This is a genomic window from Komagataeibacter sp. FNDCR2, from assembly GCF_021295395.1.
Classification (GTDB): domain Bacteria; phylum Pseudomonadota; class Alphaproteobacteria; order Acetobacterales; family Acetobacteraceae; genus Komagataeibacter.
Genome location: NZ_JAIWOU010000002.1, coordinates 67,517 through 87,160, shown reverse-complemented (window position 1 = coordinate 87,160; position 19,644 = coordinate 67,517). Strand labels below are relative to the sequence as shown.

Below are 19,644 nucleotides of genomic sequence, written 5' to 3'. Positions count from 1 at the left end.
CCTTCACCGGGAAAGGTCTGCATGCCCGCCATCGACCAGCTCCTCCACCATATCCGCCTGCGCCGCGTCCAGGTCCACCGTGGCGCCACCAGGCAGGAGGAGTGTCACCACCCCGTCATAATCCCAGCGGTCATTGCGATCCCTGTCACCCGCGATGACGAGCCCCCGGTAACAGTCCGGCCCAAAGCGCATTTCGACAAATGTCTGGGGAAAGGAACCGTCTCCCCTGACGCTGGCGCCTGCCGCCCATTCCCGGACAAGCCCGGCCCTGCGCGCCCAATGGAATGTTGCCTCGGCAAGCTCACCCTGAAGCGCGATCAGGTCCGGACGCAGGGGGCCGGCGCCCGGCACGGTCCCCAGACGGCGTATCCGTCCAGCCCATCCGGCTACCTCCAGAAACTCGCCCCTGGCTTCGCCACCACAGGTGAACAGGGTGAAGCCGCCGTCGAGATCCCAGCCCTTCCCGTCCCATGTCCCGGCGACAACCAGCCCGGTCGCGTTTGAAACGTCGCCATCGCAGGCGACAAGCACCCAGGGAATGTCATTGCCGAGGCGCGGGGTCCGCGCAAGATAACGCGGCGCGTCCGGATGTCGGAAGAACGCCTCAAGGAGGGTATCGACTTCTTCACCCAGATTGGTCAGCAGGGAGAGTTCGTAGGCCACACGGTCCTTGTCGGAACTGGTCATGTCTATATCCTTCAGGCCGCCCTTGCGGCCATGTTCTGGAGTGTGCTGTTGAAATCCTTGGAACGGTCGGGCGGCAGGCGGCGGTCAAACGCCACATCAGCGTCTTCCGCCAGTCCGTAGAGTGTATCGGCGAAGTCATCGCCAGCGTCATCATCGTCGGTGCCGACAATCAGGACCGCGTCGGGAACCTGCCGCATGTCGGCCAGATGCGCCCGGAGCGCCGCCACGGTTTCCGGCCCCATGGCGCCCCCGGTGGAGCAGTACATGGTGTCGGGGGTCCGCACCGGGTCAAGGGCCGCAAAGGAGAGCGCATCTATGGCGGCCTCGCAGACCACCAGCCGACGGACCTGCGCCGCGCTGCCGGGCTGGAAACGGAACAGGGTTTTCACTGAGCCGCCCAGACACATATGCGTCTCGGGACCACGCAACTCGACCCCGCAGACATTTCCGTCCGCGTCGGTATGGGCGAACCAGGCGGCATGATAGCCATCACGGATGCAACCCTTCATGGCCGCACGCCGGACAACATCTTCGGGGAGGCAACGCTCGCGGACAAGGTAGTTCCAGACCTTCCCACCGCGACGAAGGAGCTTTTTCTGCGCCCAACGCTCCGCGGGCCGGCGGGTATCCGTGGCGGCGGGGCGGGAGCGGACATAGACGGCCCCTTCCGGCTCCACGCCGATGAGACGCCCCAGTTCAAGACAGACATCGCGCCACGCCATTTCAGGGTGGAGGTGACGCATGAGTGCGAACACGTCGCCTTTCTCATCCCCGTTCGCATGCCACCAGCCCCGGCCCTCATGGTTGACGATGATATTGTTCGCGCCATCGCGATACTTGAGGCATTTACGTGTGCTCTTTGCCTTGTCGAGACGATAGCCGCCGCGTTCGAGAAGGGTCGCACATGAAACACCGGAGATGATCTTGCTACGGTCCTCATCGGAGAGCCGGAAACGCTGGTATTTCATGAGAGCCAATCCTTTTTACCGGAGACAACGGGAGCAGGACACATATCGCATCCCCTTTACATGACTATTACTACATCAATACCTGAACCAGTGCAACAGTAAATGCCCGACAGAGCGAAATAAAGTCAGAATAAATATATGGACACCACGCACAAATACATTGCGTATGCCGCATGAACGTGACGTTTTACTAGACCATATCCTGCCGGGGTTCCGGGGCGGCGAGCGCCCGGAGACGGTGACGGTAGTGGAGGGGATGGAGGCGTTTTTCTGAGCCACATCCTGCCCCCGGGCAAGACGGTGGCGCGGACAGGGGGTCAGGACCGGAGCGGCCCGAGCAAGCCGGTCGGCCTGCGGGGGGCGCGGGGCAACGCCCTGCGACACACGCAGGACGGCCAAGGCGCAGGGAGGGTCGCGGAGCCGCGCAGCGGGGCCGAAGGCCGTCTTGGCGCCCTGGCCGGGACACTGTCACACTGAAGCTGGATGCGCGGCCGTAATCCCCGTAACGGGCCTCCCTGGCGCGCCGCAGGCGTGACAGGGAGGTTGAGGAGCCGTCCCGCTCCCCGAGCCATTTTTCGACTTCATGCCGATCATGAACAAGGATGTGGGGGAGCATTAGCGCGAACGTGGCGGGAAAAGCTGCCAGATTGCCTCATCTTTTACCTGCCCCTTCTGCTTGCACATAACGCCCGAGATTTGCCGGACCGGACCCACAACGGATGGATGCACTCTGTTTTTGCAAGAGCGGGCATCACGCCACGCTCCGGGAGAACAGACATGAAGAAATATGGACATCGGGTCGTGGTGATGGCGGCACTTTTTCTTGGGGCGACCGGCCCGGGCGCCTTTGCGGAATCGACAGGTACGCCAGACGGCGTAGCGCGTGCGGTCACAACATCCGGCCATGCCAGGTCGCAATCACTTGCGGCACAATATCATGAAATCGCGGAAGCCGGGCAGAAGCGGGTTCATTCCGAGAACGATGCGAAAGCGCGTTCTTCTCTTCCCGCCTATCCGGTGATGAAGATAAGTTATTCAGTGTTGGCGACGCGACCGCAGGGCTACCGGTTGCGCTCATTTTCGGTAACGGCGCAGAGCGATGCCGACAATCGACACCAGGGCTTCATTTTAACGGATGACGATGATGCAGGCATAGCCTCACATGACCCCGCGAAACCCGTGTACACGGGCGAGGCGCATATGGGCGATAGCACTGGCCGTCTGGTGATCGAGGCGTTATGGCGCAATGGGAAGCATGGCGAACTCCGCTGCACGATCGTTCAGCATTACACGAACACGATCGGCAGCCATGCCATCACGATGGAACCCGGATGCGGGGAACTGACCAGCACGGTGACGGGTCTATGGGGCCAGGACCGGAATTCGGTTCCGGATGAGAAAACCCCGGACACCAATATTCCCCAGCATGCCTGAAGAATTACGATATGATGTGTGCGACAATCGTCGCACCATCAATATTCATGATATACTGCCTGATCCATGAAGTTTCCGCCCACCAGGAGACAAGTCCTTCCATGGCGTCACCAGTCCAGATGTCGCTGTTCCCGCTCTGCACCTATATGCGGCGCATCCACCCTGAAAAGAACGAATGGCGCTACTATGCGATGACGGTCCAGCCTGATCTTTTTGGGGGAGCGGCCCTGCTACGACGATGGGGGCGTATTGGCTCGGAAGGCACGACCCGGCTCGATCTCTACACCAACGAAGGCGAGGCCGCGAATGCGCTGGCGGCACTTGTCCGCCACCGGAAGAAACGTGGGTATCAGGTCATATCCTGTGGCTGAACTGTCAGTACAGGCATGCCTGACCATGGCCCATGTGACGCCTGGCGCCGTTCCTGCCGACAGTGGCAGTCATGCCGGCATAGAACTGTTCGACGGAATATCCTTCACATCCGCTGAAATCTATCCGTCGATAGCTGGGGCGTTGACCGCCGCCGCCCTCAAACTGCCCGACATGCCTGGACGCCTGAAACGTCTTCACGCCGGACAGCCCGGTTGAGACTGTGCGGCATGCAGGCATTACCGTGCGTCAGCCAAACGGATTCTTCATGGGGTGCGTATTCAGGCCTGTCACGACCTTTTCCGGAAGATGAGGCAGGCTTTCCAGTCCGCGGACAATGGCGTCCAGCAGATCCCTGAGCGCCCGGGCGTTTTCCAGCCCGGCCTGATCCCGGGTAATGGACAGACGGCCATAAACCGCAATCCGGTCACTCCCGTTTTCGACGGTCATCCCGTCAATCGTGCAGCTTTCACCCTGATCGTCAAACGGCTGAAATGACATTAGGCGCTCCTTCCTGTTGCATCGGATCGTCCGGAAACCGTATCCACCCTGCGACAACGGTCAATGTGACCGGGGAGTGTAAGGGCTGGCTTCCGGTTCAGGCAGGGCCATGGCGTTGACCTTCACATCGTCCGGCAGGGCCGGGAACGGGTCCACGCCAACAACCCGGATCAGCGTCGCGACACTCACGAACGCGCAGGTGGGCTGTTCGTTGTTCTTGCAGACATAGACCCCCGCACCATTGGCAACCGGGTCATACACTGCCTTCCATGTGGATGTCGGGACAGATACATCACGTCCGATACCCTGCGTGCTGCCGTGAAAGGCAGGACCGGTGACCACGTAAAGCTCACCTTCACGCATCGCGAGTGTCCTGACCGCCATTTCCACACCTGTCCAGATCCCTTCGTTAAGCTCCGGGGTCTGCGGCACGACATTCGCAAGCGAAAATGTCTGCTCCTGGGCCACCGCGTCCGGCGCTTCACCGGAAGGGGTCATGTGGCCGCGATCGTAACCCGAACGCCGATAGTCGGAAAGCTCCGCCCCGTCCCCCGATGGCAGGCGGGGATCGGCATGAAAACGCTCGGTAATCCGCCCAAGGTCGCGGGCCTGTTCGATGTCCGCCCGTGTCAGGTGCTCGGCGGACCACAAGGGTTCATGCACGAGGCCCGAATTGAGGGAGGCATACACCTCGTTGCACAGGAGCGTCGTGCGGGGCGCGAGCTTCGGATCAACCAGTGCCGGGAGCTGTCCCCCGACGCCAAACTGCGGACAGGAGGCGGGTTCCGCCCGCACGGAAGATGACAGGGGAAGCAGAAGCCCCATCGCCAGCACACAGACAAACGCGATACAACGCAACATACTGTTTTTTATTTTCTTTTTTGGCACCGTGAGGTATGTAACCTGCATTTCCGGGAGACTGTCATGGGCTATACCGAAGATAACGGCACGCTTCGTCGCTTTCCGGTCGAACGGCGCAAAAAACCAACGCTTGCACATATGCAGGCCATCATGCCCGAAGCGGACGTGATGTACAAGCGCCTGCGGGACTGGGACATTCCGGCCCTGCCCGACGCTGACGCGGTGCGCGAAGAAGGGCGCAGGCGGGGACGGCGCATCCTCCTGCGTCACGGCCTGCCGGAGACCCGCGAGGAAGCGGAGATCATCCTGCCACGGCTTTTCCAGCCTGCCATTGGCCGGGCCATCGACAGGCTTGCCACTGCCCGTGAAACCATCTGGCATGCGGAAAACCTCGAAGAAGAAACCGGTGAGGCGGGGCTTCTGGGTGATCCGGCCATCCGTGCAAGGGTGGACGCCGCACTGGAACAGGCATTCATCGCCGAGCGGGACGCATGGCGGCTGGCCCAGCGCACCCTTGGCGCCTGGGCGGCGGTCGAGGATATCCTCGCCGAGCTGTCCGGGCCGCCTCATCGGCCGACATCGAGCAGCAGTGTCCTCGCCTTCCGTCCGGCCTGAGACGCCCGGCGACGCAACCCTGCCTGGATCGCGGCTGGCAACGTGCCTGTCCGCGCTTCCGCCTCCAGACAGGATTTCTCCCGAAACAGCCCGCGCGCGGCACTCATCCGCGCGGCGGTCGCGGCGCGATGGACCACGGGGGCGCTCCACCCGCCTGCGCAGGTCGTCGATACAATATTGAAATTCACGTTCTTTCTCCTGATGCGACGCCGCCCCGGGCGGCGTCCCGGGACGTCACGCCCGCGACGGCGCCGCGTTATGGTGAAGGGACTGCTGCAACCGGGGCGCTGTTGCGGAAGTAGGCGTGAAAGCGGCATACATCGGGCAATGCCGGACGTTTCGTGTCGCCCGCCTCATCATCGAGATGGAGCAGGCGGAGAACGGCGATTTCGCGGCGCGTGCCATCGGCAAGGCGGCGGATGAGCGCCCTGTCGGAACGTCCCGATATCACGCGGTCTTCCCACCGGCCCGTGGCGGGGTTACGCACGGCCGCCGCCATCACGCCATTGAGGAAGGCTTCGACCATCCACCGTTCCATGCGGCTACCGCCGCGGGGTGCCGGGAGCTGATAAATGCTTCCGACTGCAACCGGCCCCACCCGTAACGGGTTGTCGCCGGGCGCGAACCAGCGCCCGGCATGATATTGTCTGAACATGGGATGTTTCTTTCGCGCTGGAGGGTCAGTGCACCGCCACGACATAGTGGTGGGACGCCATGACGGGTCCATCTTCGAGGATTCCGGCAAGGAAATGAGGTCCGGCGCACAGGATCCACATGACGAGCGCAAGGCTCAGGGTGCCAAGCACAAGGCCCACGGCTTCGGCGGTATCCCGCAGGATCTGGCGGTATCGGGTCGGTTTCATGCTCATGCCCCCTGCTTCGCGGTCTGTTTGCGGGGTCGGCCGGGGACGCGCGGCGAGAGCGCATGCGCGTCGTCATCATCGGGCACGGGAACAACCAGTGCGTCCGGAGATATCCGGTAGAGGACGTCATGGCCCGCGATGGAATAGTAGCGACGCGCCTCCTTGCGGTAGGTCTCGCTCGACATCGGCGCATCGAACCGGAAGTGCTCACGAAGGGGAAGTTTACGGAACGGGATGGCGGTATCGTGCGACCGGACACGGGTGTTCGGGGTAATTTTTCCTGCCATTTCTGCCTCCTCAGGTTTTTTCTGACCTGATCGCCGCCTCATGGGGCGGCGGACGTGGCAAGGGCGGCGTCAGCCGGGAGCGCAGCGACGCACCCTTGCTGCGGCCGACGCCCCATGAGAGCGCCCCTTTTCTTTTTCCCCTTCTTTCTTCTTTTCCTTTTTCTATTTTCCTCACCACGTCCGGGCCGCCCGGGCCTGTCGGACGGGGACGTATCAGGCGATTTCGCGCTCCCGCAGTCTGGCGGACAGGTGGCGGCAGACCGCGTGGCACTCGGGATGATCTGTGTCCAAAACGGCACGGAGCGGCATCGCAGGAGGTTGATCAGGCCTCCACAAGTTCGAAAGGCGTCAGTTCGGACGCGCCGGTCCACGGGCTGCGGCGCTGGATCACTTCCACTCCCCGCACTATCCCGTAATAACCGTGATTCCTGTACTGCCGCAGGCGCTCCGGCGTAATGCGCGGTCGTGCAACGCGCGTCCGGAAATCGACCAATGCGGCAACCTCATCTGCGTACGGGCCATGCCATTCGCGTGCATTGACAGGAAAGATGCCAGGTGTGCGGATCAGGACGCCGTCACGGACAGTGGCAATCTCAAGGCGATAACCCGCGATCATTTCAACGCGGCTGGTACCAGACATGGACTTCTCCCAGAAAGGAAACGGCCCCGCCTGGCGGGGCCGGAGCGGCAGATACAGGGCACCGGGCGTATCTGCATTGGGCGGGGATCAGGCGGCGGCGTGGCGTGCGACCTGATCCGCGGCAGCGGCCTCGGCCGCGACATCGAACGGGTGGCGCTGCTGCCCATAGGCGGCGCGCAGCGCCCCCTCGGCGCGTACATCCATGGGATTGCGCGCCTCGCCCACGAGCTGCGCCAGCCGGAACGCCACCGCCCGCAACCATCCGTAAAAGCCGAGAGAACGCTGCGCGGCGCATGCCAGCGCGTCCGGCCCGGCATCGGGCCAGACCGGATCATGGCCATCCAGACAGAACGGTGTGAATCTGCCTCCCCATGAAACCACGCCCGGCCCATCGGCATGGGCAACGGGATGCGCCAGCGTCACATGCAGCCAGGCCTCACAGTTGAGTTCTTCCGCCCGTAATGCCGCATCGAAACCACGCGGTTTGCGCTGTCCCCGTGCGGGGCGGGCGAGAACCATGAAGGAACGCCGGGGACACATCATGGCGACATGCCGGCCGAAGGCGAGAACCCTGGTGGCGACATCCTGCACGGATGTTGCCGTGATCTGCCGGGGCGAGACCATATCGGTCATGATTTCACACGTGGTGGAAGCGCCCCTTTTTCCAATAATGCAGGTAGCGGGCGTTGCACGCAGGATCAGAACGGTCATTGCCTTCTTCTCTCTATTATATTGCTGTTTCGGATGTTCCGCGCGCGGCATGGCGTACCGGCCGGGGCCAGAGCGGCGCCATGCGTCGGCACTGCACCCACGCGCAGCGCAGCGAGCATGGGGAAGCGCCACCTCTGGCGGCGACCGGTACGCCATGGCAGCGCCTTTCCCCTTCTTTCATTTTTCATGGCCCGGTTTTTTTCCGCTCCGGACAACGGCAGGGGCGCGGCACCCGAAGGTGTCGCGCCCCTTGAAAATCGTAGCCGGAATGTCCTAATCTGACCCCGAGGCCGGGGGGCATCCCCTCAAAGAATACCCCCCGGCCCTGTGGTGGAAGTGGATTAATCCGCTAGGCCCTTCAGGACGGTGGCCACCGCCTGGAGGGCCTTCTTCGCTGTGCGAAGCAGCTTCTTAACCCACTTCCGGTCCACCACAATCAAGACGATCATGGTTTCCCCTCAGTTCAGGACATGACATCACGGCCCCCGGGATGTCATGTCCGGCTACGATGAATGGGGGCCGCGACATCACACGCCGTAGCCCGCGCGGATGTTTCGTCCGTCCTCATCAGGCGGCCCCCGGTCCCTTATGCCGCCGAAACCCGTGGCGGACAATGGCGGGACGGCCCCAGCCAGCCCTCGCCTTCAAGACGCCGGCGCATGAGGGTCTGCGCATCGACCACGAGCGCCAGCCAGTCACTGGCGGGCCGCTCCATGCGGATCCATTGCCGGTGCCGCTCCGCGCACCGCCAGGCGGTTTCATGATCGGGAAGAAGCCCGAGCACCTGACCGCAGAAGGAGAGTTCCGCCCATGGTTCCGGCCTGCCACAGAAGCAGGTCGCAACGCCATAGCGCCGGTCCCGCCGAGCCAACGCATGCGGAATCTTCCGCCTTTTCATCATGCAGCCTGCGCCATTTCGGGTGCGGCTGCATTGGGCAACGCTGTCTCCACCACCCCGTCCCCTTCCCCGGCTACCGCGTCAGCGTTTGCGTTGGCGTCAGCCTCGGAACCGATGTCCGTCTCTTCCGTCTCCTCCCCACCATCGGCATGGTCATTCATCCAGCCGATGATTCCACGCCGCCGGTCCAGCTTTTGCGTCCATTGTTCCAGCGCCGTGGCAAAGCCCGCCGCATCGGGCACCCAGTGCCCGCCTTCGCCCACATGGTTCATGAGCGCCGCACGCATGAGCTTGCCCGTCTGAAGTTCGGCCAGTCCCTCGACCTTGAGTGCTTTGGTGATGCCCGGCTTACTGTAGGTCTTCAGGAACTCCTCGTTCGCCATGTTCGGCATGTAGCTGTCCGCGCCGAACAGGACGCCCAGCAGGAGCGCCTGCGGGCCGCTGCCGTCGTATGGGCTGACGTCGCAGTTCGCGATGCTCCGCACTACCGTCATCGCATGATGGCGCAGCAGCGCCGGGTCGCGCACCAGGTGCCCCTCGGGAAACAGCGCGGCCAGCGCATTATCGCGGGCGGTGGGCTGGTGATAGCTGGTATGGCTGGTGTCATTCTTCACCGTCACGTTGCCGCAACCCAACGCCAGAAGGAGTGCGCCTACAAGATCCCATGGATCAACGGCACCAGCCGCCCCGTCCAGCGCCTGGTGCAGGGCCTGCGTACGGATCTCGCCGATCATTTTCAGGCCCGTTCCTGATATATCGGCCCGCTCACGCGGCTTTTCCACGATCGGGGTGGAAAGACCATTTCCCGATGCGGCATCCTGAACTGGCGCGCGGAGCCGAAATGCTTTCTCGCAAACCTTCAGCGTCACGGGATGGAGATACACCGCAACGCGATCACCATCCTGCGGGTCCTGCCAGGACTGCACGGGAAAGCCGTTCTCGGGCAGGGTCGGATATCCATAATCGTCGGCAGGCACGATGTCGCCATTGGGTGGCAGGTCCGCCTCCATCACTTCACGCTGGGCGGACGCGTAGGCGCGGGCATCGCGGGTATAGCGGTTATCCTGCCCACCTTCCCCGAAAAGGTCTTCCTCCCAGATGATGCCATGCTTCCTGGCCATGGCGTCGTCGAACCGCGCATCACGGGCGTAGAATTCGTCAGTCGAAAGCGCCCGGGCCATATCATCCCAGGCCATGTACTGTCCGTCATCCACCATCATCCGGTATTCGGCGGGATCGGTGCCCTCGCCCGCGCTCTCCGCCCATATTTCCGCCCAGACACGGGCCTGTTCCTCGGGTGGCGCTTTCGCGATCGCCTTGCGGTCCACACCATCGGGGCCAATGCCCAGTTCAATGGCATCAAGGATCGGGGGATGCAGGTGCGCCAGCAGGTCCAGGCGCTTCAGGTAGGCCGGCGTCACCATCAGCGCCCTGCAGATGGCGTTATCCTTCATGTCCTGCTCGCTGCGCATCCGGCTCACCGCGCGCCACTGGTCCGGCTCGCTCATACCCTGGCGGACCATGTTCTCCGACGCCGCGACCAGCGCATCCAGCGCCTCATCGGCCGATGTCACGAAAACCGGGATGGCTTTCTGCTTCGCCATGATGGCGCACCGCACGCGGCGATGCCCCGCGATGATCGTCAGCGTCCCGTCTTCCGCTTCACGCACGAGCGGGGGATGGATCAGGCCAACGGATTTGATGTTGAGCGCCAGCCTGCGGTCTTCCTCAACCGGTACGGCCGCCTTGCGAGGGTTATCCGGGTTCACATGCAGGGTTTTCGGGTCAACGGCTTCGCGCAGTTCCATGGTCATGTCCTTTTTTCCTGAATTCCGTCTTTCGACATCATTCCGGCGGCCAGGGGCCGCGTCGGCGCGCAAGGCCGCGCGCAGCGCGCCCGGCCTGAGCCTTGCGCGCCGACGCGGCTGCTGGCAGCCCCCACGCCTTTCCTTCGCTTTTTCCAATCCGGCCGTCAGGCCGCCTGTGCCTCGTCCTCTCCGGCTTGAGCCGTGTCATCATTCGCTGCTTCTCCCTCGACCACGGTCGCGGCCAGATCCGCTTCCAGCGCCTCGAGTTCCTCGCGCTTTTCCTCCAGCAGGGCCTGTTCGGCAAAAGGCGCCCCAAGACGCGCTTCGTAGCCCGGCAGGCGGCGGATCGTCCCGTCACGTTCGCGGATGGTATTTTCCAGCGCGGCTTCGAACGTCAGCAACAGATGCTCGATGCGCGAGACCAGACCCAAAGGCGTCACCTCGTCGTCGAGCCGGATGGCCGCATCTCCCTGTTCAAGGGCCATGTAGAGAGACACGTCGGCCTTTGGTTTCTTTGCCTGCACGCTGTGTATCTCGCGCGCCTCGCACATCACGTCAAAGCCGCCGATCCGGCCCAGTTTCCATTCCCCTTCCTCACCATTACGCTCGGCCATACGCACCTGCGACAGGAGATATGCCCCGGCCTTCTCCCGTGCACCGACAGCCGCGCGTGCGGTTTCCAGAACAAACGCCTCCCCCCTTGTCGACCGACGCCGTGCGATATCCGCCTCGATCTTCGGAATCATCGCATCCGCGGCTACAATCTGCCGCCGGGCCGTCTGGATTGCGCGCTTCACGTTGAACTGGTCATCGTAATGGGCTGCATGCAGGCGTTCGAGGCGGGCCAGTTCCGCCTCCAGACCTGCTTTCTTCAGGAGGCGCTCATCGCCCGATGCCAATGCCTTCGCCATTGCGAACTGGTTGGCCTCGGCACCAATGTCCTCAAGGCGGCGGATGGTGCGGTCGCCGGACATCGCGAGGCAGATGAAGCGTTGCTTGCGCTCCAGCATCTGCCAGTTCGTGGCATCAACCGAGCCTTTCTGGGCATAGGCGTAAATCTCGATCTCGTGGTTCTGGTTTCCCTGCCTCTCGATCCGGCCCTCGCGCTGGATGATGTCAGCGACCAGCCAGGGCACATCGAGATGGTGCAGTGCCTTCAGGCGCTGCTGGGCGTTGACGCCCGTTCCCATTGTCGCGGTCGAGCCGATCAGGATGCGCTTGCGGCCGGAATTCATGTCCGCGAAAAGGCGCTGCTTGGCCGCCGATTTTTTATAGTGCTGCATGAACGCGATCTGCTCGGCCGGAACACCCAGCCGGATCAGTTCGTCGCGTATCCAGGTGTAGGCGGAAAACCCGCGTTTTGCGAGCGCGCTTTCCGTGCCCAGGTCGGAAAAGATCATCTGCGCCGCACCCGGCAGGTCATAGGGCGCCCCGGTTTCCGGATCGACATACCGGGTGTCCGAGGTGGCCTGCCAGATTTCAAAGACCTTCCCGATCATGATGTTGAGCTTGCTGAGCGGGTCACTCTCCATTCCCGGCGTCACGAAACGCAGGTCGATCCCGGCGTGCCGCGCATCGGTAATCACCGACAGAAGGATGTCGTCGCCTTTCTTCGGTCGGCCGGTCCGGTTCTCGATGGCGCTGATCCGCTGCGCCAGCGTCTGCTGGTAAGCCTTGAAATTGTCATTCGAGGGGGCGACCACGATCTCGCGGCGACCGCCCCGGATCAGGGGCAGTTTCACATACTGGCGCAGGTCATCAGGCAGCACCACGTCGGCGAAGCTGCGATACATCGACATGAGATCGGCGACATTGACGAACTCGGAAAACCGCGTGACCGGCTTGTAAAGGCCGCTGGGCTGCAGTTCGAGTTCCGTGCGGGTCTCCCCGAAATTCGCCGCCCATGCATCGAATTCATGCAGGCCGCGTTCCTCAAGACCGACAGGCTGCATGAACCGCTGCACGGTATACATCTCGCCCAGTGTATTCGTGATGGGGGAACCCGATGCCAGGACGAGGGCGCGCTCGGGGTTGTCCTGCGCGATGAAACGCGACTTCACGAACAGGTCCCAGGCCCGCTGCGAACCGTTCGGGTCGACGCCCTTGAGGTCGGACTGGTTGGTGGCGAACGACAGCTTGCGGAACAGTTGCGCCTCATCGACAAGGATCTGGTCAATGCCGATCTCACCGATATGCAGAAGATTGTCCTTGCGCGCGGCCAGTCCTTCCAGCCGGGCCTCCATCTTTTCCTTCATCTGCTCGATACGCTTGCGCGACAGCGCATCATCACGATCCACTGATTCCAGAAGATCCTCGTACGAAGCGATCTGCCCCGCGATGAGGTCGCGCTCGAATTCGGCGGGCGTGGGAATGAACTTGAACGCATCATGGGTGATGATGATCGCGTCCCAGGCTCCCGTTGCCGCCCTGGCAAGGAAACGCTGGCGCTTCGCCTTTTCGAAGTTGGTCTCATCCGCAACCAGGATACGCGCGGTCGGGTAAAGCATCAGGAACTCACGGGCCATCTGGGCGAGGCAGTGCCCCGGCACGGTGATCAGGGGCTTGCTGACCAGCCCCAACCGGCGCTGTTCCATGACTGCGGCGACCATGGAGAAGGTTTTCCCCGAACCTACGGCATGGGCCATGTAGGTGCTGCCCGCCGCGATAATGCGCCAGATGACCCGCTTCTGGTGCGCGCGCAGCGATATGACGGAACTGGCGCCGGGCAGGGTCAGGTGCGCGCCATCGAACCGGCGCGGCACGAGATTGTTGTAGACGTCGTTGTAATGGCGCACGAGGCGTTCACTGCGGTCGGGATCATTCCAGACCCAGTTGTGGAAAGCCTGCCTGATCGCGGCCAGCTTTTCCTTGGCCGCTTCCGTCTCCTTCGTGTTCAGCTCGCGATGCTCGCCATTTTCATCACGCCACACATCCCATATCTTCGGGATCGACTGGTTGAGCGCGTCATTCAGCAGTTCGCCCGCATGGCGTCGCTCGGTTCCCCATAGCGACGTCGCCTCGGCCTTGCCCCGGAACGGTGCGGTATCCAGGCTCCATGCGGCAACCTCGACGGTATGACGCACCGTCGTCTCGACCCCGATCACCTCGGAAATGAAGGCGCTCACATCGGCAGCCGGGAGCCATGGCGCGCCCAGTCGTGCCGTAATGTCGGACGGGCGCAGGTCCTCGGGCTGGACCCCCTCAAGCGCCGTCACGTTGCGAGCGTAGCGGACGTCGGTCCGGGCCGCCTCCCGCGCCTCGCGAAGCTTGGTGCGGACGGGGCCGGAAAGCGCCTCGTCCGCCGTCACCCATACATCCCGCCCGTTTGTGCTTCGTGCGGGGTCAAGGTAGATCGCATCCCCCAGTTCGCTGATCGCCTGCGCCTCGGAGCGACCAAGGAGTTCCGCCACGCGGGGGATCTCCACCCCACCCGTCTCATGCAGGCACACGGCGAGGGCATCGAGGGCGGTATGGACTTCCGGCTCGACAGGGGCATGGACAACCCGCTCCGAGAAAATCGGCCCCATGGCGCCGACCTGCTTCTCGGCGTCGTAATTCTCGATCGACGCCACCAGCCACACGTCCGGGTCATCAAGAAATGGCTGGAGGTTCGGGCGGCGCTGGGTCTCGGTCTCCACGCCGGTCTTCTCGCTGATACGGGTCGTCGTGTTCGTCAGGTTGATCGGGCCGAACTGGCGGACAAAACTGGTATAGGCACGCCTGAGGTCGGACTGTGGCCTCCCGTAGGGCCGGTTCTCCATCTGTGCGCGCAGCACCGCCCGTGTGGCGTCACGCACGGGAACCAGCGCCTCCATGATCCGGGCATGCTTCTGGAAAATGCCCTCGGTGCTGCCTTTCCGGCGGATCGGGACCACGACCCCCACGCCGCCCACGATCTGGTGCAGCACGCGGTTCTCAATGTAGTAGCTGCCCTCCTTGAGGGTCGCGCCATCCGCTGCCGTGCCGATACGCGGTCGCGATACGGGAGTTGAGAAATCGCAGCTTTCCGGCGCGGGGAAGCGGATGTCGGGGGCTATGCGCGCCAGGGCGTCCGGCAACGCGCAATCCAGGACAATCCCGGCGATCGGCGCGCAGGTGTAATCGGGGCCGAACTGGGTGGTGGTCCAGTCATGACGGCCCAGCACCTGCTCACCGTGTTCGAGGAAATAGCGGTTGATGAACAGCGGCCCGTCACCATGGTTGCTGTCGGCCACCTCGCCCGTCTCCAGCCAGCTTTCATCCCCCGGCATGTCCCCCACCATGCGACGGCGCAGGACAAGGATATCCACGACCACCTCGGTGCCGGCTTCATCCTTCATCGCTCCCTGCGGCAGGCGCACCGCCCCCAGAAGGTCAGCAATGGAAGCGATATGCGCGCGCGCCGTCATGTCGCGCTTGTCCATCGTATGGCGTGATGTCACGAACACTGCGATACCCCCGGGCCGCAGGGCCTCCACGGAGCGTGCGATGAAATAGTCATGCAGCGACAGGCGCAGCCGCCCGATCGTGTCGCCCCCCCGCACGGTGCGGTTGGAAAATGGCGGGTTGCCGATCACCAGCTCGTAACGCTCGCCCGGAACGGTTTTCGTGAAATCCTCCTGCCGGATCCACTGGTTCGGATAAAGCGCACGCGCGATACGCGCCGTCAGGGAATCATTTTCGATGCCGGTAAAGGCCATCTTCCCCTCCAGCTTTTCAGGACGGGTAGCGATGAACAGGCCAGTGCCGCAGCCTGGCTCCAGCACGCGTCCTCCCGAGAATCCCATCTTCGTGACCATGTCCCACAGTGAACGGACCATGAGTTCCGGGGTGTAGTGGGCGTACTGGGTGGCGCGCATGAGGCCGGCCCGTTCGGCATCGCTCGTGCTGTCATGGAGAGCACGGCCAATGTCCTCCCACCCGGCGCGGAACCCATCATCCCCATGGGGGAAGAGCGAGTTGGCCAGTTCGCCCGCGCCGAAGCCGGTAAACCGGATCAGGACATCCTGTTCGGCCGTCGTGGCGGCGCGGTCTTCCTTCTCCAGTTCCGCCAGCAGGCGGATCGCCGCGATGTTGTCACGCGCACGCTCCTTCCACGTCGCCCCCAGGTGGCGGGTGCCGACCAGACGGTAATCGGTGCGCGGGATAATGAGGGGAGTGGACGCGGATACGGGGGCCGCGCCCTCCTCGCCTGCAAGCTCACCCCAGAACAGGTCTGCGGTGCCCCCGCTGCTCAGGGCGGATGTATCGAACAGGCTGAGCTGGTCGTGATATCTGTCACTCATGGCTGGACTCCGGGTAGGCGCGAACGACCGTCCCTGCCGGTGCAGGACGATTGCCGCGATGTCTGTGATCTTGTGGAAGGGGCGGAATCCAGCGGGTCAGTGCCGCGTGCCGGGTTTCCTTTTCTTCACTCCTCTCCCGCGACCGGGACGGGGGGACGGGCGCAAGGGCGGCGCTTCGCGCCGGGATCGGGGCGACCCGCAGGCCTGCGCTGCGAAGCAGTCGGGGCGAGGACACGAACCGACCAACCCCTTGCGCCTGGCCCGCCGGTCTGGTGCGTCCTTTTTTCTTGTGTTCCCGTTTCTGCTTTTTTCTGCTTCCCGCAGCCACGCCGCGGGCTAACCCGGTCCGGCGCTCTCGCCGAAAGCCCCTGCGGGCAAGCACCAATGCCCGGTCAGCACCGGGCCTGCCCAGTCGGGCGAGAGGGCCTGCCGGACCAGGCCGGGATGCTGCAGGGCAGCAGGGAACGGGCGCCCCCGATCGGCAAGGGCATTCAGGTTGATGTCGCGCCGTATCGTGCAGCCGAAGGCATGTTCGTATGCGGCGAAGCGCGCAAAACGATCGGGCGCGATGAGGCGGAAGGTCGCAGCCTGGTCGGCTGACATGAAAATGCAGCCAAGGCAGGACAGCCGGCCAAAGCCGATCCGGTATGGCAGGGCTGGCACGATGCGGTGCCGCCTGAGACTGTCCCACACCATCGCCTCGGTCCATCCGTGAACCGGACGCCAGTGATCGACATGGCGGGGTCGACGCCGGCTGGTACGGGTATCCGTGCGATGTGGCTCGAAGATGGCGTAGCGCGCGCGACCGGGGCTTTCTTCCGCGCGCTCCCCGGTGATGAACAGCGTCTGGCGACCGAGGAACCGGTCCTGCCTGCGTAGCGCCATGGCGGCGACGTCGATCTTGGCGACACTGCTGCACCAGCGCACGGCGAGGTTCCCGCTGATCTGGGGAAAGCGCAGGCGTCGGCCCGGTTTCCCCTCCCCACCCCTGCGCATGCTCCCGTCCGGGGTCTCGAAACTGACCGGGGCAGTTGGCGTGCCGTCGCGCAGCATCTCCCGCAGGATGCCGCCGTCACGCCAGGACATGTAGCATGGCAGACGGAAGGCGCGGGCGATCTGGCGGACATAGCCCGGGGTGGAGGGCCAGTCCATGAACCCCTCCCCTCCCCCGTCCACGTCATGGTGCCACAGCTCGATGGTTTCGGGCCGCGCCCCCAGTTCCAGTGCCGCGATCAGCGACGCGATGCTGTCCTTGCCACCGCTGAGGGCCACGATGATATGGTCATAGCCCCGTGGGTCCGGGATCACGCGGCAAACCGCGCCACCGGGGACCCCGTACGGACTGCATTCGGAGCAGTGCCGCCCACCGAGCTTGCCCAGAGCCGTAGCGGCTTGCTGTGCCGCCCGTCCCAGGTCAGCGCCTCGCATTCCTTCAGCAGCCCGGCATGACGGGCATCGCGATCACGTTGGGCACAGACATTCTCATTGCCACCAGCCCAGCGCCGGCATGGCTGCCCCGGCTCCGCGTCACAACCGCGACAGGGAAGGGTGATGGCCGGATCACCCGCCATCCAGGTAACGCCGCAGCGGGTGCAGGTCAGGGGGGCTGTGACATTGGCCCAGCGCATCGGGGCAGGCGGGCGAGGGGAGGCTGTGGCGGGAATATGATGTGGACGCATGATGCCTTTCTCCATTTCTGGTTTTGACATCATCCGCGCGACCGGGCCGCGACGGCCGGGGCAAGGGCGCCGCTTGCGGCGGGATCGGCGCGGCTACGCGGCGACCCACCCCTTGCGCCGGGTGGCGGGGGCTGGTGCGAGTTTTCCCATACCGTTTTTTCTTAATGGGGCATGCGCTTCGCCTTACGCGACGATGAATGGCATAACGGGTAGTCGGTATCGGGTATCTTGTAGATAACAGAAACCCAGGTGGTACCCGGTACCCGAGCGATACGTGACAACATAGGCAGCGATAAGGCCGCGCGCCAAAACAATATTTCAGAGGCAATTATCACGAGGGTTAAGCAGTTGGCTCGCAATCGGCAAGCCGATGTTAATTTAACGTAAGAGGTTGTTCTAGCTTTTCCTTTACCGGAAAAGGTCTCGGTTTTGCTGCACATAAAATACGTATCAACGATGATTAAATACCCGGTTTCATCTAGATACCCGATTCCGTCTGGATACCGGATATCCTAATGGCACCTTTCCAGCGAGAAATAGATCCTAAAGGCGTTTCACATAGACACGTGGTGCAAGCGGTTATCCTTTTAACCGACGTGGACATGGAACAAATTATTCCCGGCCTCATCGCAAATGCCCCCATCGTCAGGAATGATATGGCCATAGAGGCGGCTACGGTTGGTATCGGGTATCGGGTATCGGGTATCGGGTATCGGGTATCGGGTATCGGGTATCGGGTATCGGGTATCAGGTATCAGGTATCAGGTATCAGGTATCAGGTATCAGGTATCAGGTATCAGGTATCAGGTATCAGGTATCAGGTATCAGGTATCAGGTATCAGGTATCAGGTATCAGGTATCAGGTATCAGGTATCAGGTATCAGGTATCAGGTATCAGGTATCAGGTATCAGGTATCAGGTATCAGGTATCAGGTATCAGGTATCAGGTATCAGGTATCAGGTATCAGGTATCAGGTATCAGGTATCAGGTATCAGGTATCAGGTATCAGGTATCAGGTATCGTGAGCAACCAGGCGCACCTGTCAAGGTTCTCTCTTGCCAAGATTCTACGCACTTTCCTCTCGCAATCGAGCACCATCTCTCTTGGCCGGCCGATGGGGAGCATGTGCTACTGCTAAATCATCCACACGCCCGCCCCGCCTTTATTATAGACAACAGAGTACAGAGTGATTTTTTGGTACCGGGTATCTAGTAGATACCTGTTTGCATGGTACCAGATACCCTAATGATACCCAGCGTCTACTGGCTACCCGGTATCCTTCCGGTATCTTATTTATTTTAGGTACTGGGTATCTTCCCGATACCGGGTATCTATGATATCACAACGACGTTGCTTTTATCCATGAACTGGAGATTCTCTTTATGCCGGTCATAGTTTTCGCCAGCAGTAAAGGTGGGGTAGGGAAGACCACATCGGCTTTCACTTTGGCATCAGTGTTGGTAGCTAATAACGCTCCCACCACCCTTGTTGATGCCGACCCGAACCTACCCATCCAGAAATGGGCCGAGCGCTTCCCTACCAATCGCCCCTCAACCCTCTCGGTTGTTCCGGCACTTGGAAGCGACGTAGCTGACGCCGTAGACACCGCCAAGGACCCTTTCGTCATCGTAGATCTGGAAGGTAGTCGCAATGTCGAAGTAAGCGTTGGTCTGGGACGCGCAGACCTAGCTCTGATTCCGATGAAGGGCAGCCAGCTTGATGCCGACGAAGCGACAAACATTATCAAGTTGATTAAACGGCAAGAGACAGTCTTCCGCAGGCGCATTCCTTTCAGGGTATTCTTTGCGCAGACTTCACCGGTTATCGCAGACAAGGGCATGCGCGATATTCAGGCTCAGCTCGAAGATGCAGGGATACCTATGCTCAAATCATCTATAGTGGAACGTGCAGCCTTTAAGGCGCCGTTTCGCCTTGGCGGCACAATTTATGACTTGTCTCCGAAGGAGGTTCGGAACCCGGCCAGTGCAATAGAAAATGCGGAGCATTTCGCAACCGAGGTGCGTGATGTTTTGCGCGAAGAGATGGGAAAGCACTAAT

Annotated in this window: 20 protein-coding genes; 6 read left to right on the top strand and 14 right to left on the bottom strand. The window is 62.3% G+C overall.

The features are described from left to right. Nucleotides 1–3: 3 nt before the first annotated feature. Complete coding sequence (locus tag LDL28_RS14595) at nt 4–687, bottom strand: hypothetical protein (RefSeq protein WP_233059404.1); 684 nt, start codon at nt 685–687, stop codon at nt 4–6. Nucleotides 688–698: 11 nt separating this feature from the next. Next, entirely contained in the window at nt 699–1,655 is a 957-nt protein-coding gene (locus tag LDL28_RS14590) for a DUF3991 domain-containing protein (protein ID WP_233059403.1), read from the bottom strand. A gap of 777 nt (nt 1,656–2,432) precedes the next feature. Between LDL28_RS14590 and LDL28_RS14585 the strand changes: the two genes are divergently transcribed. The 3 genes from LDL28_RS14585 to LDL28_RS14575 all read left to right on the top strand — a co-directional run bounded on the left by LDL28_RS14585 (nt 2,433) and on the right by LDL28_RS14575 (nt 3,677). Further along, nucleotides 2,433–3,089 (top strand): hypothetical protein, encoded by a 657-nt coding sequence (locus LDL28_RS14585; RefSeq protein ID WP_233059402.1) that lies wholly within the window; start codon nt 2,433–2,435, stop codon nt 3,087–3,089. Between the two features lie 101 nt (nt 3,090–3,190). Next, on the top strand, nt 3,191–3,460 hold the full coding sequence (locus tag LDL28_RS14580; protein WP_233059401.1) for a WGR domain-containing protein: 270 nt from the start codon (nt 3,191–3,193) through the stop codon (nt 3,458–3,460). Between the two features lie 25 nt (nt 3,461–3,485). Next, on the top strand, nt 3,486–3,677 hold the full coding sequence (locus tag LDL28_RS14575; RefSeq protein ID WP_233059400.1) for a hypothetical protein: 192 nt from the start codon (nt 3,486–3,488) through the stop codon (nt 3,675–3,677). A gap of 30 nt (nt 3,678–3,707) precedes the next feature. Here LDL28_RS14575 and LDL28_RS14570 read toward each other — a convergent pair whose 3' ends face one another. Then, on the bottom strand, nt 3,708–3,959 hold the full coding sequence (locus LDL28_RS14570; protein ID WP_233059399.1) for a hypothetical protein: 252 nt from the start codon (nt 3,957–3,959) through the stop codon (nt 3,708–3,710). Nucleotides 3,960–4,019: 60 nt separating this feature from the next. Continuing rightward, nucleotides 4,020–4,820 carry a DNA/RNA non-specific endonuclease gene (locus LDL28_RS14565; protein WP_233059398.1) on the bottom strand — a complete coding sequence of 267 codons (801 nt, stop codon included), beginning with the start codon at nt 4,818–4,820 and terminating at the stop codon, nt 4,020–4,022. A 63-nt stretch (nt 4,821–4,883) separates the two neighbouring features. Between LDL28_RS14565 and LDL28_RS14560 the strand changes: the two genes are divergently transcribed. Further along, nucleotides 4,884–5,435 carry a hypothetical protein gene (locus LDL28_RS14560; RefSeq protein WP_233059397.1) on the top strand — a complete coding sequence of 184 codons (552 nt, stop codon included), beginning with the start codon at nt 4,884–4,886 and terminating at the stop codon, nt 5,433–5,435. A gap of 256 nt (nt 5,436–5,691) precedes the next feature. Here LDL28_RS14560 and LDL28_RS14555 read toward each other — a convergent pair whose 3' ends face one another. From LDL28_RS14555 to LDL28_RS14510, 10 genes are all read right to left on the bottom strand, one after another. Beyond that, complete coding sequence (locus LDL28_RS14555) at nt 5,692–6,090, bottom strand: hypothetical protein (RefSeq protein WP_233059396.1); 399 nt, start codon at nt 6,088–6,090, stop codon at nt 5,692–5,694. 25 nt (nt 6,091–6,115) lie between these two features. Next, nucleotides 6,116–6,298: a hypothetical protein gene (locus tag LDL28_RS14550; protein WP_233059395.1), complete on the bottom strand. Its 183-nt coding sequence runs from the start codon at nt 6,296–6,298 to the stop codon at nt 6,116–6,118. 2 nt (nt 6,299–6,300) lie between these two features. Further along, on the bottom strand, nt 6,301–6,585 hold the full coding sequence (locus LDL28_RS14545) for a hypothetical protein (RefSeq protein ID WP_233059394.1): 285 nt from the start codon (nt 6,583–6,585) through the stop codon (nt 6,301–6,303). Between the two features lie 322 nt (nt 6,586–6,907). Continuing rightward, nucleotides 6,908–7,225 (bottom strand): hypothetical protein, encoded by a 318-nt coding sequence (locus LDL28_RS14540; protein WP_233059393.1) that lies wholly within the window; start codon nt 7,223–7,225, stop codon nt 6,908–6,910. An 87-nt stretch (nt 7,226–7,312) separates the two neighbouring features. Then, nucleotides 7,313–7,858: a hypothetical protein gene (locus tag LDL28_RS14535; RefSeq protein WP_233059392.1), complete on the bottom strand. Its 546-nt coding sequence runs from the start codon at nt 7,856–7,858 to the stop codon at nt 7,313–7,315. Between the two features lie 664 nt (nt 7,859–8,522). Further along, the gene (locus LDL28_RS14530) at nt 8,523–8,807 is read right to left on the bottom strand and encodes a hypothetical protein (protein WP_233059391.1); all 285 of its coding nucleotides are present in this window, start codon (nt 8,805–8,807) and stop codon (nt 8,523–8,525) included. Nucleotides 8,808–8,833: 26 nt separating this feature from the next. Next, nucleotides 8,834–10,648, bottom strand: a complete 1,815-nt coding sequence (locus LDL28_RS14525) for a ParB/RepB/Spo0J family partition protein (protein ID WP_233059390.1) — start codon at nt 10,646–10,648, stop codon at nt 8,834–8,836. A gap of 158 nt (nt 10,649–10,806) precedes the next feature. Then, nucleotides 10,807–15,906 (bottom strand): methyltransferase, encoded by a 5,100-nt coding sequence (locus tag LDL28_RS14520; RefSeq protein ID WP_233059389.1) that lies wholly within the window; start codon nt 15,904–15,906, stop codon nt 10,807–10,809. Between the two features lie 336 nt (nt 15,907–16,242). Further along, nucleotides 16,243–17,214 (bottom strand): phosphoadenosine phosphosulfate reductase family protein, encoded by a 972-nt coding sequence (locus LDL28_RS14515; protein WP_233059388.1) that lies wholly within the window; start codon nt 17,212–17,214, stop codon nt 16,243–16,245. Beyond that, the gene (locus tag LDL28_RS14510) at nt 17,211–17,585 is read right to left on the bottom strand and encodes a hypothetical protein (protein ID WP_233059387.1); all 375 of its coding nucleotides are present in this window, start codon (nt 17,583–17,585) and stop codon (nt 17,211–17,213) included. The genes LDL28_RS14515 and LDL28_RS14510 overlap by 4 nt, the downstream gene beginning before the upstream one ends. Before the next feature lie 515 nt (nt 17,586–18,100). Here LDL28_RS14510 and LDL28_RS14505 point away from each other — a divergent pair. Together LDL28_RS14505 and LDL28_RS14500 are read left to right on the top strand one after the other, a co-directional pair. Then, the gene (locus tag LDL28_RS14505; protein WP_233059386.1) at nt 18,101–18,724 is read left to right on the top strand and encodes a hypothetical protein; all 624 of its coding nucleotides are present in this window, start codon (nt 18,101–18,103) and stop codon (nt 18,722–18,724) included. A 244-nt stretch (nt 18,725–18,968) separates the two neighbouring features. After that, a complete protein-coding gene (locus LDL28_RS14500) occupies nt 18,969–19,643 on the top strand; it encodes a ParA family protein (RefSeq protein WP_116704254.1) in 675 nt (224 codons plus the stop codon). Nucleotide 19,644 lies beyond the last annotated feature (1 nt).

Excerpts from the sequence above, each read along its gene's own strand:
- LDL28_RS14595 (WP_233059404.1), bottom strand. The coding sequence starts at position 687 with ATGACCAGTTCCGACAAGGACCGTGTGGCCTACGAACTCTCCCTGCTG.
- LDL28_RS14590 (WP_233059403.1), bottom strand. The coding sequence starts at position 1,655 with ATGAAATACCAGCGTTTCCGGCTCTCCGATGAGGACCGTAGCAAGATC.
- LDL28_RS14585 (WP_233059402.1), top strand. The coding sequence starts at position 2,433 with ATGAAGAAATATGGACATCGGGTCGTGGTGATGGCGGCACTTTTTCTT.
- LDL28_RS14580 (WP_233059401.1), top strand. The coding sequence starts at position 3,191 with ATGGCGTCACCAGTCCAGATGTCGCTGTTCCCGCTCTGCACCTATATG.
- LDL28_RS14575 (WP_233059400.1), top strand. The coding sequence starts at position 3,486 with ATGGCCCATGTGACGCCTGGCGCCGTTCCTGCCGACAGTGGCAGTCAT.
- LDL28_RS14570 (WP_233059399.1), bottom strand. The coding sequence starts at position 3,959 with ATGTCATTTCAGCCGTTTGACGATCAGGGTGAAAGCTGCACGATTGAC.
- LDL28_RS14565 (WP_233059398.1), bottom strand. The coding sequence starts at position 4,820 with ATGTTGCGTTGTATCGCGTTTGTCTGTGTGCTGGCGATGGGGCTTCTG.
- LDL28_RS14560 (WP_233059397.1), top strand. The coding sequence starts at position 4,884 with ATGGGCTATACCGAAGATAACGGCACGCTTCGTCGCTTTCCGGTCGAA.
- LDL28_RS14555 (WP_233059396.1), bottom strand. The coding sequence starts at position 6,090 with ATGTTCAGACAATATCATGCCGGGCGCTGGTTCGCGCCCGGCGACAAC.
- LDL28_RS14550 (WP_233059395.1), bottom strand. The coding sequence starts at position 6,298 with ATGAAACCGACCCGATACCGCCAGATCCTGCGGGATACCGCCGAAGCC.
- LDL28_RS14545 (WP_233059394.1), bottom strand. The coding sequence starts at position 6,585 with ATGGCAGGAAAAATTACCCCGAACACCCGTGTCCGGTCGCACGATACC.
- LDL28_RS14540 (WP_233059393.1), bottom strand. The coding sequence starts at position 7,225 with ATGTCTGGTACCAGCCGCGTTGAAATGATCGCGGGTTATCGCCTTGAG.
- LDL28_RS14535 (WP_233059392.1), bottom strand. The coding sequence starts at position 7,858 with ATGACCGATATGGTCTCGCCCCGGCAGATCACGGCAACATCCGTGCAG.
- LDL28_RS14525 (WP_233059390.1), bottom strand. The coding sequence starts at position 10,648 with ATGACCATGGAACTGCGCGAAGCCGTTGACCCGAAAACCCTGCATGTG.
- LDL28_RS14520 (WP_233059389.1), bottom strand. The coding sequence starts at position 15,906 with ATGAGTGACAGATATCACGACCAGCTCAGCCTGTTCGATACATCCGCC.
- LDL28_RS14510 (WP_233059387.1), bottom strand. The coding sequence starts at position 17,585 with ATGCGTCCACATCATATTCCCGCCACAGCCTCCCCTCGCCCGCCTGCC.
- LDL28_RS14505 (WP_233059386.1), top strand. The coding sequence starts at position 18,101 with ATGGCACCTTTCCAGCGAGAAATAGATCCTAAAGGCGTTTCACATAGA.
- LDL28_RS14500 (WP_116704254.1), top strand. The coding sequence starts at position 18,969 with ATGCCGGTCATAGTTTTCGCCAGCAGTAAAGGTGGGGTAGGGAAGACC.